This is a genomic window from Enterococcus sp. AAFC-DPL-5146 (assembly GCF_058216635.1).
In genome coordinates this window covers 2,807,608-2,824,816 of record NZ_CM177103.1, presented here as the reverse complement: position 1 = coordinate 2,824,816, position 17,209 = coordinate 2,807,608, and the positions used below count along the sequence as shown (strand labels likewise).

The following is a 17,209-nucleotide window of genomic DNA, read 5'->3' as shown; positions in this document are numbered from 1 at the left end:
TAAATAGAGCGAATAAAAAAGGGATCAAATCTCGAGTAGGATTCGTTAGCATAAGGGGCGCGAAAGCCATTAGGGTGACAAGGTAGCTGGTTAAGAAAATAGTTTGCCGTAAATTGAAAAATTTTTTATAACCTAAAAGCAAACAAACCTGCAGATGGTTCAGTGCAAATAAGATTATGAATGATAGTATAGGCATAGACTCTCTCTCCTTATTTTTAGATAGCTTTTGTCAATTTATCAATGACCCGTCTACCAACTTCTAGCTCACTTCCGCCATCAAACGTAACAATACCATCTGCACGACTCAAAGAAACGACATGATTTAAATTAATAATTGAAGACTTTAAGCCAAGATAAAAATAAGGAGAAAGGATCATCTTCTTTAATTTATTGATGCTCCCTTCAACGACTAGCTCAGAATCAATGGTTTTGACAAGAAGTGTATTTCGGATTTTCGTCAATGACTTTACATAGACAATGTCGCTATATTTTATAAGAACAATTTCACCATATTTTTTAAAGGATACATAATCATCATTATCTTGGGTTCGTTTGATGAGCTCTTTTTTTATTCCTTCAAATAGATTTTCCAAAATACGTGGATCAGTAGCGATCCCTTTAATTATATATGATTTGGCATTAATTTGCAGGTTGAGAATCTCAATCCCTTTATCTTCTAAGTTTGTTAGAAAGATAATGAAACTATCACTGTTTTGTTCTCTTATTTTTGTTGCAATTTCAATTCCTGAAAAAGATAGTTGTAGGTCAATATCAATCAAGAAAATATCATTATCGTGAATGGTTAACTTATTTAGTTGGGAAAAGAATGATTCTGGTTCTTCTATCACATGGATTTTTAAAGAAAAAAAATCTGAAAAGGATGAAAAGGATAAGATCGATTCTTGAAGTTTGGTCCTATAGAAAACATCATCTTCAATGATGTAAACATAAATTTGTTCGAGCATTTAGCATCCCTCCGTTTAGACAAGTATACAATTTATAGAAAATAAAAAAAAGAAAATAGACATAGAAAAGATATGTAATCGCTTCAATGTCCATCTGGTTATTTTTATTTTTTTTATACTTAGGTAGTGGATTCAGCTGATATACTTCTTTCTTTTTCTCAGAATTAGCCCTTCTAAGAAAAGAAAATAAGTATTTTTATTTCAAAAATTATTAAAAATTCACTGTTTTTCTAATTTTAATACAAATTTATGAAAAAGTCTATACGATTTTTGTGATAAAAAAACGAAAGTTCTCTAATTTATATCGATTTTTATGGGTAATTAACGAAATTCAGCCAAACAAAATATGTTTCTTTCATCTATACCCGTCATTTTTATCGTCAAATTTGAAAGGAGAGTGACCATGCCTAAAAAGGGAGAAAATATTTATAAACGTAAAGATGGTCGTTGGGAAGGCAGATATCAAAAGAAGAGAAATGAACAAGGTAAATGGATCTATGGGTCCGTTTATGGAAAAAAATACGGAGAGGTTAAACAAGAACTTGAACGAATCAAAGCATCCTATACGTTTCCTGTTCAGTCGAGCTCGTTGTTTAAAGGATCTGTAGAAGAATGGCTGACTTACTGGTTAGATCATTTGTTAGTGCGCTATATTAAACAATCAACGTATGCCTCTTACCAAACAAAACTAAAAAAACATATTTTACCTTGTATAGGAAAGAAAAAACTAGTTCAGCTTCAGAAAAAGGATATCACAGAGTTAGTCTTTCTTTTACTAGAGAAGGAGCTGAGTGAAACCACCATTCATAATGTGTTGACCATCTTCAAAAGCGCAATGAAAAAAGCCTATGAGGAAAACCTGATTTTAGAAAATCCTTGTGTAGGACTCTCACTTCCAGCCATTAGAAAAAAAGAAATTGCCGTTCTTTCTATCGAACAACAACAGGCTTTAGTCCAAGCGGCATTACAAGATCGATACTGTTCACCAGTAATCATTGCGTTATATACAGGGCTTCGCATTGGTGAGATCAGTGGTTTAACTTGGGCGGATATCAATTTGGATAGCCGTGTGATTCAAGTTGTTCGAACCGTTCAACGTGTGTCTGTTTCGGGAAATTCGAGCAAAACAAAAATTATTTTTGATCTACCAAAATCACAAAGTTCCGTCAGAAAAATTCCGATTGCCGATAACTTATTTACGTATCTCTCTAGAAAAAAAGAAGAAGCAACCAGTTCTTTTGTTGTGAATCACAAACAGTCATTTGCTGAACCACGACTGATCAATTATCGATTTAAAAAAACGATACAAGTAGCCCAAATAGAGTCTATCCATTTTCATGTCTTACGTCATACTTTTGCCACTAGATGTATTGAAAAAGGGATTGATATCGCAACGGTTAGTAGTTTATTAGGACATCAATCCATCAAATTAACGTTGGATACGTATGCCAGTTCTCTCTGGAAAACAAGGGAACAGGCCATAGCGCTGATCGATGAACAACTTGATTTAAACATATAAAAATGTCCTTTGATTAGTAAGTATCCCCCGTCAAAAAAAACGTCAATTAAACTAAAAAAGCAGTTTTAACAGGATATTCATCGATTTCTTCTTAGAAGGGCTAATTCTGAGAAAAAAACAGAAAGAGAAAAAGAATTATTTTCAAAGAAAGTATAACAAAAAAAGAACCAACATGAAAGGAAGAGCTAGTTTATGAAAAATATTGGACTATATTCTAAGGGAAGTTCGCCTTCTCAATACATAGAAGAACTAAAAGAAAAGAAATGTACCATCATACCTATAACCACAGAAACAAAAGTAACGCAGCAATCAAATATAGATGGGATCATTCTTGATTATACAGAGAGCTCTAGTGAAGAGTCCTTGGGAGAAATTTGTGGTCTGCTTTTCAATTTTCAACAGAGTGAAGTGCCACTGGTTTTTATTTTGCTAAAAGAAAGTACGAAAGTAGAACGGATGATTCTGTTACGTCTTGGTGCGACATTAGTTTTTGATAGAGGAACGGAACCAGATGAATTTTCTATAGTTTTTACGAATTTATTGCTAAAAGAACCAGCTTTACCTATTGCTGATGTAGAACAAGGAATTGAATTGGACAAGCGTAAACTAACGGTTCAACTGGAAGGGAGTACAGAAGTTTTTTTAACCCCTTTAGAATATAAATTACTGGATTTTCTGAAGCAAAAACAAGCGCAAGGTGCGACATATGAAGAAATCTATCAAGCATTGTGGGGAGATGATATGGGAGAAAAACGTTATCGTGTGGCCAACATAGTCTTCCATGTCCGCCATAAGATAGAGCGTGACAGCTTAAGACCAAAGTATTTAAAAACGATTCGATCAGTTGGCTATGCTTTTTATGGATAGGAAAAATGCATTTGAAACTGGGTAGGAAATGTTTATTCAGCGATATCCTCAACATACAGGTTTGTTTCAAGTATGAGTGTAGAACATTTACTTAAAGGAGGTGTTGCGACAAAAGCTTGGATATAGATAGTAGTAAAAATAAAAAAGAAAGGAGAATAAAAGTGGAAAAGCAAAGAAAGAAAAAATTATGGAGTATAGGGGCTGTAGCAATCTTAGTTGTCGCTACGATAATCGTTTTATCTACGAATTCTTCTCCAATACTAGCTAACCCAGAGAAGAATTCGTCAACAGCAAATGAAGATCGCACAAAAAATGTACCTAGGTCAAAAGAAAGACAAGGCGAATCAGACGAAAACAAGTCTGCAACAAGACGGCTCAACCCAATAGAAAATGAGAATGGGGTAAAAGCGACTGCGAAAGTTCTAACTTTAGCAAAAGATGCCGCTTTTCCTGACTTGGCGACAACTGATGGTCAAAGCCAACTATTTTCTGAAATGACACTTCCTGATCCCGAATCTGGTGCGTCGTATGAATATGTGACTGCCGAAGGTTCACCTGTAAGTCCTGAAAGTGGGAATGCTGGTTTTCAAATGATTTACGTGAGAATCACTGAAAATGCTGATTCATCTAGTATCATTGTACCGATTCCAGTAACCATAACAAACTCTGGAACCACATTGTTAGAAACAAATGGCGTTGCTATACAGGTAGATGATACAGATGGAAAAATCCTTTTATACTCAAAAGATACGCAAGATAAGACAGAAACAGAGCTAAAACAGTTGGTACAAACGAAAGGAAACGCTCGAGCGTGGTATCTGGAAACAGGAAACGCAATTTCCGTAAATGTTCTTAGTACAACGATTGATGAAAAAACAGTGGGTGCGTACACTGCTACTTTTGAAGTGACAATAGGAGCAGGTGCTGAGGAACAAAAAGCAACAACATCAATCCCTGTCATGGTTTTTGGAGTTGACCTGAAAGCGCCCTATTATGCAACGGTTGTTCAAAACAGTGTTTTGAATATAGGAACGGATGCCACGAACCTATTTGGAAAATATCCAACATTAACAGCAGTATCAGATAGTGCGACATATGAATGGGTTGCTGATGAAACGGGAAAAGCGACAGTCCCAGCCAATCGTTTTAATTCCAGCAAATCAGGTTTTCAGATGGGCTATATTAAGATGACAGATAAAGAAAATGGCGCGATTTCAACAGTTATTCCAATTCCCGTTACGGTAACAAATGCTACCGAACGAACGGTCCTTGTAAGTTCAAAGGCAGGTTTGCGTTTGAATGTACCATTTCTACCCTTGAGTAAAATCAAAGGGAAAGCTGGAGCGCAACTGCTCAGTCAATTAACAGAGAGTTTATCTCCGAAAGCGTGGAGTCTAACTACGGGAGACCCACTAAAAGCAGCAGTCACAAGTAGTGAATTGACCGCAGTCGATCAAAAGGGGCAAGTCACTGTGACGGTTACTTCTGGAACAGAGTCATTATCTTATAATCTGGACGTTAGCGTTTTTCCTGATGGTGTATTTGAAGGAGATACGGAAGGCTGGCAAGAAATTCCGTTAAATTCTTCAATAGGGCAACTGATCAACCCCACTAACAGGTCTAGAGTAGGGTTTCCGGGAAGAGGTGTACCAGCCATTCTTGGTACAACAACGGGATATAGGCTTCTGGACAAAGATGGTAATTCGTTTTATATAGGGAATGGGATAGCTGATATCCCAGGCATTGTTAGAAATAACAATATATATGTTCCTTTGTATGGATCACAATGGTCTGGAGCAACTGCACTTAATGGTAGTGATCCTAAGAATAATAATACATTTAAAGAACAATATTATTTACGAAAAGGGAATACACTTAGACAGATTCTAGTGGATACTGATAAGAAAATTATGTATGTCTACAATATATCTTTGCAGCCTGATCTTAGTTTTGGCATCCGTCTAGATATGTATAATCTTGGAGATAAACCAGAAAAATTTACCATGTTACAGTCTATGGGTACGAGTTATGACCGCGATAGACTTAGGGCATCAATATATTCAACAGGGGGTAGTCGTGGTTTTTATGTAGCGTTGGACAAAAAACCGGACCCAAACTATACAGTTTGGTTTAGATTGAAAGACTCCGAAGGGAAATGGTTAACTCAATCTACGAAGTATTATGCTGGCACAAGACAGGCTATAGGTTATGATAGTGGGCTCAACTATTTTAATAATAATAATACTGGATTTGAAACCAAAAACTATATTGCAGGGTATGAATATGTTGGTCCATTCGTGGGCCCCACTGGTTATCAAATAGGAACAACAAACGGTTTGTCTATTAGTCCAGGGCAAGCTTTAAAAACAGGATTTGATTTATTTTATGGTAGTGAAGAATTGTCAGCTATGAAAATGCAAGCAACACCCAATGTCTTTAATAGCTATCCAGAACATACAGAAAATTTTGAGACGGATTATACCTTGAGTGATATACCAGCAGTCAGTGGTGGAGGAACGATTTATACAACCTATCCTGACAAAAGCGAAGGAAAAATTCCTTTTACGTCAAATGCTGCTAAAAAGATTACTGGTCATCTGACAATCCCAAGAACGTTATTACCAGAAAAACTGAATGAAGAACCAGGTACAATCAAAAGTTATGATACAAACTTAAAAGCAACCTATGAAACAGCGGGCGCAATGAAAGGTATATCATCATCAGACTATAAAGTGAAGGTCAATATCTACAACTTAGGTGCGCAACCCATACGACAGGTCATTAGTGCAGGGAGTGTTTGGGATAAAACAGCCAGTTCGTTGATTAAGGATCCAGTCATATTGCCAGGACATACAGCTAAGTTTGAGTATCTAAATCCAGATTATCCGATTTATACAGGTGATCCGGGGACAGTATTCGTCTATGTCCTCATGACGGATGCTGATGATCCTTCTCAAAAAGCGATTATTAAAGTTCCAGTGGTAATCGTAAAAGGTACGGTGCCGACGAACGGGCTTTTAATATCTGCTTACGACATTTCCCTTACAACTACTGAAGCCACTGAAATTGCTAATTTACCAATCGAACAACAGAATGAGGTTTTTTTGAAAAAATCAGAAGCTATGGCCTGGGATGTTGAGACAGGGTCACAAGAAGGTGTGGAACTGTCAGTTTTGTCTACGAACTTCCCGAAACAACCGCAGTTTGGGACACGTTATTTTGCCGTTATTCAAGCGAAAAAAGGAACGACAATAGTCAAAGCGAGTTTTTCTATCAATATTTTTGGTGTGGTAGCAGCAAAATTTATAGATACAAATGGCAATGAGCTTCATGATGACGTTATTCTTGTTAAGGAACTAGGATCAACAGTAGATTTGACCAAAGAATCTGAAATAACCGATGTCTTAGCGCAGTTAAAGAAAGAGAATCATGAATTGGTGAAAAAACCAGATAATGAAGTTGTGGTGACGCTCGCTTCAGATAACCCAGAAAATATCGTTACGTATCAATTTGATGGAGCTTTGACAATTATTTCAGCGCCAGATGTACTGGATTTCGAGACACAAAAAGCCACAATTAATGCGGTGAAGTTCACTGATCCTAAAGTGACTGGAAAACCATTGGTTGTATCAGATACTCGAACAGAAAAAGAGGAATGGACGCTAAAAGCGAAAGTTGATCAGCCATTAACCAGTTTAGCGAATAAAGAAGTCATTATTCCTGATGCCATCAAGTATAACTATCAGGGAGAAGACTGGACACTGGGCGAAGACACGGTCGTTATTGTTAATCATAAAAATACTGGTTCTGGTATTTACGATGTCACCAAAGAACGTTGGTCTAAAGGGGAAGGATTCTTACTTGATTTAAGACCTGGAGCTGTTAAAGCACTTGGAAAATACCAAGCGAAAATTACAATCACGCTGGAAAATACGAAGTAGAAGAAAGGAGAATCGCATGAGAAAACAACAGTATTTAGTCAAAACCATCCTTTCTTCTTTCCTTATCCTTGCTTTTCTAGTAGTTATTGTGAAACCTGTATCAGCACAAGATGGTGGTGAGGTTCAAGTAAAAGGAGAAATCACTCTGTTTGATGATTCATCTTCATCAAGTAGCAGTGACTCAAACTCGTCCTCATCAGAACCTAGAGATTCAAGTGCGTCTTCTAATTTACCTAACACATCTGGAAAACCTAGAGGTCGATTACCTTCAACAGGTGAGTTAGTTAAATACAGTGTGCTAATTAGCGGGTTCTTGTTGATCGTGTTGATACTTGTGTTTTATTGGCTTAAACACAGAAAAAACAATGAAAGGGGCAATGAGTAAATGAAGAACATTCATTGGCTTCCTGCAAAATTGTTTATTGCTGTTTGCCTAACAGGAGTGATGATTCCTGTTCAATCTCAAGCGCAAGATCAAGAGAATACAGGTGAGATAGGGATTTCTTTTAAGGGCTTAAAAGATCCAGGTTTTGGCATCTTAGACCCTGAAAACCCAAAAGAAGAATTAGTCAGCAAGGAAGAATACGGAAAAACAGGCGGTGCCTTACGGTTTGATTTTGTTCCAAATATTAATTTCAGTACGAACAAAATAATCAAAGGGGACACTAGTTACTCAGTTAATTCGTTATCCTTTGAAGGAATGAATGAACCTCGTGAAAATTTTATTCAAATTTCTGACTACAGAGAAACACAAACGGGTTGGAGTGTACAAGTCCGCCAAGAAACCCAATTTACAAAGCAAGATAATGAGAAACATCAACTTGATGGTGCAGTATTCTCTTTCGATAAAACATGGATCAATACAGTAAACGGAGTTCCAAAGTATCCAACCGTTTCAAAAGAAGTGATTCATTTGAACAATCTAGGGGAAACGTACACCTTGGCGAAAGCGGAAAAGGGAACAGGCGGAGGGACATGGAGTATTGTATTTGGATCATCAGCAGAAAATTCAATGGATGATTCTACCACGCTTGCCCCCCGATTAGATGAAAATGGGAAGCCAATCACGGATGCTTCTAAAAAACAGCCTGTTTATTTAAATAATGCAGTTCGGTTATCTATTCCTGGTGGAACCAAAAAAGAAACAGGAACTTACACAACGGTGCTGACTTGGATTATTTCCGAGTTACCATAAATAAATCACATACATTAATAGGAGGAAACAAAAATGAAATTCACACACAAATTATGCGGAGCAGTTTTATTAGCAACACTAGGAGTAGCGGTAGCGGTTCCTGGAATCACAAAGGCAGATGAAACAACGGTTAAAGGTGATATGGATATCCAATTCACTCGTAACACAGAAGATGACAATGATACAACAAGACCAAGTCTGACTGATTCAGATGGTTCAAAAGACACAGAAATTGAGTCAGGTACGATTACACGTCCATTAAAACCAGCTATTTTCGGTATTCAAGATGTGACACCACTAAGCTTTGGTGAAAATGCCGTTGTTACTGATGGTAACGACCGTACATTCTGGGCTAAAAACTATAAAGAAGAAAATGGCGTTATGGCTAATAACGTATTAATTAAAGATGTTCGTAGTACATTGAACCACAATTACACGCTAACAGCTCAAATCACAAAACCAATGACAACAACAGTTAAAGAAGGAGAAGTGTCTGAAGATCGTACACTTTCAGGAGCTACTTTATTGTATAGAAACATTGGCCGTAAAACAAATGTCGCAGAAGAAATTGCTTTACCAACAAGTGCGGTTAAAACACAAGCAGAAGTAACAGAAGCAGCTGCTGAAACAATCGTTGACAATACTGGCGCAAACAAAGACCAAGGTCAAGGTCAAACATATGTCCACTTTGGTAAATTAACTGCTACAGGTGAAGAATCATCTGAAAAATCAGTGAAATTAACAGTTGGAAAAGATCAAACAATCTTTGAAGGCGATTATAAAGGCGAAGTAACATGGGTATTAACTGCTGCTAAGTAATTAGTTGTAAAAAAATTACTGTGTTATATGACAGTAAAAAGAATGGTTGCCGGTTGATTTTGACCGGCGCCCTATTTTATAGAAGAATGTCACGAGAAAGGAACCAATTATGAAATTATTTATTAAACAAAGTCTATTTATATTTCTATACATAAGCTGTCTATTTTTAAGTATCCCTCATCCTACATATGCCGCAGAAGAAGAGGGTTTAGGAATCGGCTATAGCTACAAAATCATCAAACCCGAAAACCAAATAGGGAATGTAGGCTACTTTGATTTACGAATGAATATGGGACAAAAACAAACCGTTGAAATTGAGTTATATAACATGACAGATAAAGAGCTTACGGTTGATCTGTCCGTTCACAGTGCCAAAACCAATAGTAATGGTGTAATTGAGTACGGACCAACAAAGATCGAAAAAGATCCTTCTTTAAAATATGATTTAGAAGACATTGCTAAAGTGCCAGAAAAAATCACACTTCCACCAAAAGGAACGGAAAAAGTTCCTGTAGAAATTACTATGCCAAACGAAAAATATGATGGCTATATTTCTGGAGGAATCTACTTACAGAAAGCCCAAACGGATGAAGAAAAAAAAGCAGATGAAACCACAAAAGGTGTTGTAAATAAATACGCCTTTATTGCTGGAATGTTGCTGAGTGAAACAGATACCCAAGTACAGCCAGACTTAGAATTTAATAAAATAGAGACCGGTTTAACCAATTACCGCAATGCCTTTATGGTCAATTTCTCTAATATTACCCCAACTTATGTGGAGGGCATGACGGTTGACGCGCAAATCTTTAAAGACGGGTCAGATGAAGTCTTGTATGAATCCAAAAAAGAGAATTACCGGATGGCGCCTAATTCTGCAATGACGTTTCCTGTGAACCTAAATGGTGAATTATTTGCCGCGGGTGATTACGTTGGGCATATCGTTATTACAGCTGGTGATAAAAAATGGGAATGGAGAGAAAAATTTAAAGTCACTCGAGAAGAGGCAGACAAGTACAATGCTGAGGATGTTTCTCTGATTCAAGATCGAGGTATCAATTGGAAAGTGATTGCACTGATTGTTGGCGGTATTCTTCTTATTTTACTAGCAATCTATTTAATCATTCGAACCGTATCAAAAAAGAAACAACAAAAGAAAAAAAGAAACAAGAAAAAGAAACGCTAACGAGAGGAAGGAGATAAAAAAATGACAGTATTGGATTGGTTATTTGTGGGGTGTTGTTCAGCCTTCCTACTTACCTTTTTTATCGGTCTTTTTTCTTTCCTACTCTTTTTTATAACGCATAAGGATTTGAAAGTACTAAATCAAAAACGACCAAAAAAGAAACAAAAAAAGAAACGTTGGGCTCGTGCTCGTCGGGTATTAATTAAAAGGAAAAAAAATCAAATTAAACGAGGAACATTTTTGATTATTTTAAGTGTGTTATTTGCTAGTAGCGGACTTTATGCCCGTTACTATCAACAAACCAATTTATCTTCAGTGGACAGTAATATTATTGTTCAAAGTTATTTTGTGACAGATGAAGTGAATAAAACCTTGGTCAGCCTTCAAAATGGGGGAGACGTGGAAAAATCAAAAGAGAAATTAATGGAATTAAGCTCATTATTGGCTTCTTATGGTAGTTCTACCCCATCAAACGGGTTATCAAAAGAAGGGCAGCAGATATTAAATCGTTATTATGTTCAGTTACGTGAATATGGAACAAATGCCTATTCCCTTACGACAGAACAGTTAAGCAATCAAGAAACTGTTACCGCCTATGTAGCAGACTTAAAACGCATCAAACAAACACAAACAAAAGTCTTTAAACAATTCAGTGTAAATGAAGCTGCGTTAAAGCAAAAAAAATAAAGTAGTCAAAGGGGTTTTATCATGAGTGTTAAAAGAAGTGGTCATTCTCACTCACACCCTAAACAAACAAGAACCAAAGGGGACACAAATAAATCGGATGTTTCTAGAATACGACTAAGTCATCAAAAAAAGAAGCATCCCACACACATAAAAAAGAAGACAAAACGGATTCTTAAGGGGAAACAAATCCGCAATAAACAAAGGCGATTGGCTCAGATAAAACGAAGGCTAGTTGAATTTGGGATTAGTTTGGCTGTATTAGGAATCTTTTTGTATCTATTGTCTTTTTTTACTTTTTCTTTTACCAAAGTAGAAGGCTATTCAATGGTACCGACACTGAACAATGGGGAGTGGGTATTCGTCAATAAATTAGCTAAACCAAAGCGATTTAAGCTAATTGTACATAGAGATTCAACCAATAAAGAAACATCGGTAAGACGAGTAATTGGACTGCCGGGCGAGGCTATTCGCTTTAAAGACGATATCTTATACGTCAATGATCGAGAGGTTTATGAACGATTTATAGCAACAGAAGTCCAGCGAGTGAAAAGTAGTAAGGCTCTATATACAGCAGATTGGATGCCTGATTCAGAGGTGATTCCTAAGGGGAAGTATCTGGTGTTAGGGGATAACCGCCCTTATGCTGCGGATAGTCGAGCGTATGGTTATATAGATGAGAAAGATATTATAGGGATTGTAGAAATGAGGGTTTTCCCCCTCCATTTAATACAACAATTTTAGATTGTACCAAAAGAAAGGATGGTTGGTATCAAAAAGAAGAAACAATGGAAAGGCAGTCAAAAGAAAATAAAACAGTTAAAACCGTATTGTCTTAAAATAATCAGCCTCTTGTTGGTTTTACTTCTAAGTGTTTGTTTTTTGTTGAATGTAAAAGCCCATATGGTAAGCGGTGAGTCAATGATGCCGACATTACAAAACAACGATCGATTATTTATCATAAAAGACAAAGAACCCACACGTTATTCAGTTATTACTTTCCAACCTAGGGAAGTCAAAAGTGAGTCTTATGTAAAACGAGTAATCGGACTGCCTAGTGATCGTATTTGGCTGGATAAAAACACACTCTATTTGAATGGACAAATGGCTGAGACAAATCCAACACCAGCTAATGAAACAAATCTTTCAGGTGTTGATCTGCCCGACGGAACACTTAAGGTTCGAGTAACTTGGGAAGTAGCTGCTCAATTAGAAGGTCTTTCAACGATTCCTAACAATCAATTTTTTGTGTTAGGAGACAATAGAAGAAATTCTACGGACAGTCGGGAATTAGGACTGATAAATAGAAATAAAATCGAAGGAGTCGTGACATTTAGGTATTATCCATTGGATCGGCTTGGTTTAATTAAGTAAAGAAAAGCGAGGACAACGATGAAACAAAAGAAACCATTTTTTAAAAGAAATAGTGTAGCGATAGCACTTAGTTTTCTCATACCAGTCGTAATCATGGCAGTGAGTTATTACCAATTAGGGATTTATCCCACCAGTGATCGGACGATTTTAGCAAGCGATGCCTTTGGTCAATTGGTTAATTTTTATGCAGGTTTTAATAATTTACTGCATGGTGAACAGTCCTTTTTCTACACATGGACAGGATCTCTAGGGGTAAATTTTGTCTCATTAATGAGTTATTACGTGAATAGTTTGTTTAGTTTTATCGTTTTTTTCTTTGATAACATACATATGCCTGATGCTATGTATCTGATTTTGTTAACTAAAATTGGTGCGATGGGTGTGACATTTTGGATATTTGCTCAAAATACTTTCCGCTTACCTCAATGGTTAAAAGTGGCCTTAAGTGTAAGCTATGCGTTAATGAGTTTTACAGTGGCCTATTCGATTATGTTGATGTGGATGGATGCGATGATTTATCTTCCGTTAGTTTTGTTAGGGATTCATCGCGTGATGGATAAACAAAAACCGATTCTATTATTTGTGTCTTACTTTTTATTATTTGTCACAAACTACTACATGGCATTTATGGTGGGATTTTTTAGTTTCCTATACTTCATTCTACGTACATTGACAGATTGGAAACAAAATAAAGGGGCAATCCTTCCTTACCTGATGACGTCGATACTTGCTGGTGGCGCATCAATGATAATTATTCTTCCATCAGTGATTGACCTAAGAACAAATGGGGAAAAAATGGATACCATCAACTATTTCTTTACCAAAGATCTAGGACCGTGGGATTTTATCGTCAAAAGTATGGTAGGTACTTACGATACTTCTAAATTCGGTAGCGCGCCATTTGTTTATATTGGGCTATTGCCATTGTTATTTTTCATTTTCTATTTTGTGACGAAAAAAATCCCCTTAAAAAATAAATTACTCTATGGTGGGTTGCTTTTATTTATGGTAACCAGTTCTTATATTCAGCCATTAAATTTATTCTGGCAAGGACTCCATTCACCAAATATGTTTTTATTCCGTTACAGCTTTTTATATTCAACGTTAGTGTTGATTTTAGCCGGATATGGACTAGAGAAATTTGAGAAAAAAGATCTTAATTTACTAGGGAATATTGGGTTATCGGTTATTGGTGTCTTTATTGTGGCGGCGATTTTTTCCAATAAAAAAAGATACAGCTACATTACCCAAGAATCGTTGATTGTCACGGTCATTGTATTGATTGTTTACTTGTTCCTTTTCCTATTAAAAGAAAAAGAGTGGAAACTAACCTGGCTGATCCCAACTCTTCTGGTTGCTTGTGTGTGTGGAGAAATGTATGTTAATACACGCCAAATTATGATGGGAATCAACCGAGAGTGGGGTTATATTAGTCGGTCAAAATATACTAATGCTTACAAAGATATCGACCCATTAGTGAAAAAAACAAAAGCAGAAAACAATGCCTTTTATCGGTTAGAAAATATAGATGCCGTCAGTCGGACGGATAGTTTCAACTATAATTATTCCGGGATTACAATGTTTTCTTCCGTTAGGAATCGTCATTCTTCCAAATATTTAGATCGTTTAGGCTACCGTTCTCCCGGCACGAATTTAACCATTCAATATCGAAATAACACGATTTTAATGGACGACTTACTAGGTGTGAAATACAATATTGCCAAAAATGATCCTAAAAAATATGGATTTAAAAAAATTGCCTCAAAAGGGAAGTATAGCTTATACGAAAATGAGCATGCGTTACCTTTGGGCATGCTTACAGATGAAGGCATTTATCGAACCAAAAACAACGGCAATCAAACGGCCTTGATCCAATACCTTTCAGAACGCCAAACGCCTCTTTTTCAATTTACCGGATTAACTGAAGTCTCACGTGACAATATGTATATCCGAGAAGAAGGCGACTTCACTTATTTCTCAGAAGAAACGAATACAAGTGAAGAAAAAAGTATCACTTGGGAAGTCAGTGTCCCAGAAAAAGCCCAAGCCTACCTAACTTTAGATGCCAGAGCTGCCCAAGGAGGAGAAGATGGGATTGTTGAAGTAACGACTTCAGGAAGTAAAGTAACAGGGATTCTATCTTCGACGGGTTCTTATTATAACCTTGGCTACTATGATAAAGAAGAAAAGATAACAGTCACAGCGAAATTCAAGGAAACATCTGTGGTAAAAGTGATTCGCCCTTCAGTAGTCTTCTTAAAAACAGATGCGTTAGATCAAGCTATCACTGGGATTAAGCAAAAAGAAGTAACTTTTGAGGTTAAAGGAAATCATGTACAAGCGGACATTTCTACAGACAAAGAACAAGTAGTATTTACAACCATTCCTTATGATGCTGGTTGGCAGGCACGTGTTGACGGAAAACCAGCCAAAATTGAGGCTGTGGAGGATGCGTTGATTACTGTGAAAGTACCCAAAGGCAAGCACACGATCCAACTGACGTATTATCCAAAAGGAATGAAACTAGGCATTGGGTTATTTATCAGCTGTGTTCTTCTGTTTGGATTATATGCCTATTGGTCTCGGAAAAATAATCAAAAGAGAAAGCAAGAGGAACGAGCGCAATGAGAAAAAGAAAGACAATTTATGTATTCTTACTAACTTTATTGTTTTTTTTGAGTGGCTGCAAGCAATCACTGGATCAAAAAAAGCAAGAGTTGGAAGATAAAGGTGTAACTTATGAGTTACAGCTGCCTTCTGGTTGGAATGCCGATAAAAAAGCAAACGACGAATACGGACTTCAAACTGCTTTTAGTGCAGAAGATACAAAAAGTAACTCCTATCTCTTTATTATCACCACACCAGTGAAAAAAGTAGATCAAAAAGGATTTGGAGAACAAACCAGAGAAAAGCTAAAAGGTCGATACAACTACAAAAAAGCAAAAGATATTTATATGAAGGAACTAAAAATAGGCAACAACCCCGCCTATAAATATACCTTAAACACTACATATAATGAAAAAAGTGTTTGGGCACATTTTTATTATATCTGGACAGAACATGGTTTTATCCAACTAACTTTTTATTCTGCGGATGATAATTCTTATAAGAAACGCTCAGAAATAATTGATACTTCAGTAGAAACTTTTAAAGAAGTTTCTTACGACGAAGAAAGGTCTAAAAAAGAAGAAGAAGCCCAACAGAAAGAAGAAGGGGACGTTATTACCGCAGAGAACAAAGACTTAAAAATGGAAATCACAGCTGTAAGACAACTAACAGGTGCCAACCAAAAGAAACTCTTAGCCATTCGTTATACTTTTACGAATTTACAAGCTGCTCCAACACAACCTTCTATTTGGAAAGGCCTTGTGACAGCTAAACAAAATGATCAAATGCTCTCTTTAGGTGCGTTACCAGAAGATACTTCATTACTAGATGTTAAAGACTTAACGGCTGTTCAAACAAAAGAAGTCAAGCAAGGAGAGTCCGTTGAAAGTGTTGTTCTTTATGAACTTTTTGATCAGGGCAACGTAGAACTAAGCTTCTCACAAGAAGCTTTTCCTGGAAAAGAACCAACACGGGTGGTGATTCCTAAATGAGTAAGCAAAAGATATATGTAGGAGTCACATTTTTTATTTTTATTTTCATTATAGCTGGGTGTGCCAAGTCATCTCGATATGCGAACTTTTCCAAAGAAGATCAAGCCTTAAGTTGGAGTGGGAAACAAACACGTTCTTTTGGAGACTGGGATGATTCTCAGTTAAAAACAGAAGAAGAAGCGTTTAAATTAATAAAAGAGAAGTATAAATTAGGTATACCAGTATATTATCAAGAAACCAAGCATCTTCTGGTGAAAAAAATTCCATCAAAAGATGTCCAACAAAAGCAAACCACTTATTCGATTTTTGCCAGAAACAAAGAACTAGAATTTCGCACCCTTTACACATTTTATAAAGAACAAGAACTACAAATTATTGCAGAAGTGACACTTAACTACGCATATTCAGCCGACCAAAAGGAAGCGTACTTAAAATCTCAACTAGTGAACATAAAAATTGCCCCCGTCAAAGGAATTTTACCGAATAATAATGTAAATGAACTAATCCAGCAAATCGGAACAAACATGAAACTACCTGAGGATAAAATCAAGTCAGGGATAGACGGGTATGAAAAAAGAATAAAAGAAGGAAATGAAACTATTACAGACGATTATTTACCAGTTGTTTCCAATGCTAGTGGTCTAAGAAAAAAACAAGAATTTTTGAAAGAAATCGCTGTTGTTTATGATTCAGATGGGACATTCAGAGAACTGTATGCGGAAATTTCTGATCAGAAATAACTTTATTTTGAAACTGTATGTAAAAGAATGAACTACTATAGATGGATCAAATAATTTGTATAAAGTAAGAGAATAGTGCAAGTTTAGTGGAAAAGATGTTTTATCTTGAGACCTGGAATCAACTATATTCACTTTTATAATTCCTGTCTGGATAATCTTTAGAAGTCTTGTTTAGCAGTTCGAAATGATAATATACAAAAATAGATATGATATTGGGGGAAGGGAACCATCGTTTTTTTAGGTAAACGATGCAAAGAAGCTAAGAAATTAACTAGGTACAAAGATATTTTTTATACATTTTAACTTATAACCAGATATCTGAT

General features: G+C 36.3%; 14 protein-coding genes. 13 read left to right on the top strand and 1 reads right to left on the bottom strand.

Annotated features, from left to right (window positions below; translation table 11 throughout):
• Positions 1–215: 215 nt before the first annotated feature.
• Positions 216–965, bottom strand: coding sequence for a LytR/AlgR family response regulator transcription factor (locus AC4BB2_RS12890; RefSeq protein ID WP_490473306.1), 750 nt, complete (start codon positions 963–965; stop codon positions 216–218).
• Positions 966–1,368: 403 nt separating this feature from the next.
• Between AC4BB2_RS12890 and AC4BB2_RS12885 the strand changes: the two genes are divergently transcribed.
• From AC4BB2_RS12885 to AC4BB2_RS12825, 13 genes are all read left to right on the top strand, one after another.
• Positions 1,369–2,484 carry a tyrosine-type recombinase/integrase gene (locus AC4BB2_RS12885; RefSeq protein ID WP_490473305.1) on the top strand — a complete coding sequence of 372 codons (1,116 nt, stop codon included), beginning with the start codon at positions 1,369–1,371 and terminating at the stop codon, positions 2,482–2,484.
• A 192-nt stretch (positions 2,485–2,676) separates the two neighbouring features.
• A complete protein-coding gene (locus tag AC4BB2_RS12880; protein ID WP_490473304.1) occupies positions 2,677–3,351 on the top strand; it encodes a winged helix-turn-helix domain-containing protein in 675 nt (224 codons plus the stop codon).
• A gap of 161 nt (positions 3,352–3,512) precedes the next feature.
• Positions 3,513–7,292, top strand: a complete 3,780-nt coding sequence (locus AC4BB2_RS12875) for a WxL domain-containing protein (RefSeq protein ID WP_490473303.1) — start codon at positions 3,513–3,515, stop codon at positions 7,290–7,292.
• Positions 7,293–7,308: 16 nt separating this feature from the next.
• Positions 7,309–7,677 carry an EF2685/EF0750 family sortase-dependent surface protein gene (locus AC4BB2_RS12870; RefSeq protein WP_490473302.1) on the top strand — a complete coding sequence of 123 codons (369 nt, stop codon included), beginning with the start codon at positions 7,309–7,311 and terminating at the stop codon, positions 7,675–7,677.
• A complete protein-coding gene (locus AC4BB2_RS12865) occupies positions 7,678–8,487 on the top strand; it encodes a WxL domain-containing protein (protein WP_490473301.1) in 810 nt (269 codons plus the stop codon).
• 33 nt (positions 8,488–8,520) lie between these two features.
• Complete coding sequence (locus tag AC4BB2_RS12860; RefSeq protein WP_490473300.1) at positions 8,521–9,306, top strand: WxL domain-containing protein; 786 nt, start codon at positions 8,521–8,523, stop codon at positions 9,304–9,306.
• Positions 9,307–9,415: 109 nt separating this feature from the next.
• The gene (locus tag AC4BB2_RS12855) at positions 9,416–10,489 is read left to right on the top strand and encodes a WxLIP family cell surface protein (RefSeq protein WP_490473299.1); all 1,074 of its coding nucleotides are present in this window, start codon (positions 9,416–9,418) and stop codon (positions 10,487–10,489) included.
• Positions 10,490–10,510: 21 nt separating this feature from the next.
• The gene (locus tag AC4BB2_RS12850) at positions 10,511–11,176 is read left to right on the top strand and encodes a YccF domain-containing protein (RefSeq protein WP_490473298.1); all 666 of its coding nucleotides are present in this window, start codon (positions 10,511–10,513) and stop codon (positions 11,174–11,176) included.
• A 21-nt stretch (positions 11,177–11,197) separates the two neighbouring features.
• Positions 11,198–11,917: a signal peptidase I gene (lepB, locus tag AC4BB2_RS12845; RefSeq protein ID WP_490473297.1), complete on the top strand. Its 720-nt coding sequence runs from the start codon at positions 11,198–11,200 to the stop codon at positions 11,915–11,917.
• Between the two features lie 18 nt (positions 11,918–11,935).
• Positions 11,936–12,547, top strand: a complete 612-nt coding sequence (gene lepB, locus AC4BB2_RS12840; RefSeq protein WP_490473296.1) for a signal peptidase I — start codon at positions 11,936–11,938, stop codon at positions 12,545–12,547.
• An 18-nt stretch (positions 12,548–12,565) separates the two neighbouring features.
• Positions 12,566–15,175 (top strand): YfhO family protein, encoded by a 2,610-nt coding sequence (locus tag AC4BB2_RS12835; protein WP_490473295.1) that lies wholly within the window; start codon positions 12,566–12,568, stop codon positions 15,173–15,175.
• On the top strand, positions 15,172–16,146 hold the full coding sequence (locus AC4BB2_RS12830) for a DUF5067 domain-containing protein (protein ID WP_490473294.1): 975 nt from the start codon (positions 15,172–15,174) through the stop codon (positions 16,144–16,146). Before AC4BB2_RS12835 ends, AC4BB2_RS12830 begins: the two co-directional genes overlap by 4 nt.
• The gene (locus tag AC4BB2_RS12825) at positions 16,143–16,886 is read left to right on the top strand and encodes a hypothetical protein (RefSeq protein ID WP_490473293.1); all 744 of its coding nucleotides are present in this window, start codon (positions 16,143–16,145) and stop codon (positions 16,884–16,886) included. The genes AC4BB2_RS12830 and AC4BB2_RS12825 overlap by 4 nt, the downstream gene beginning before the upstream one ends.
• Positions 16,887–17,209 lie beyond the last annotated feature (323 nt).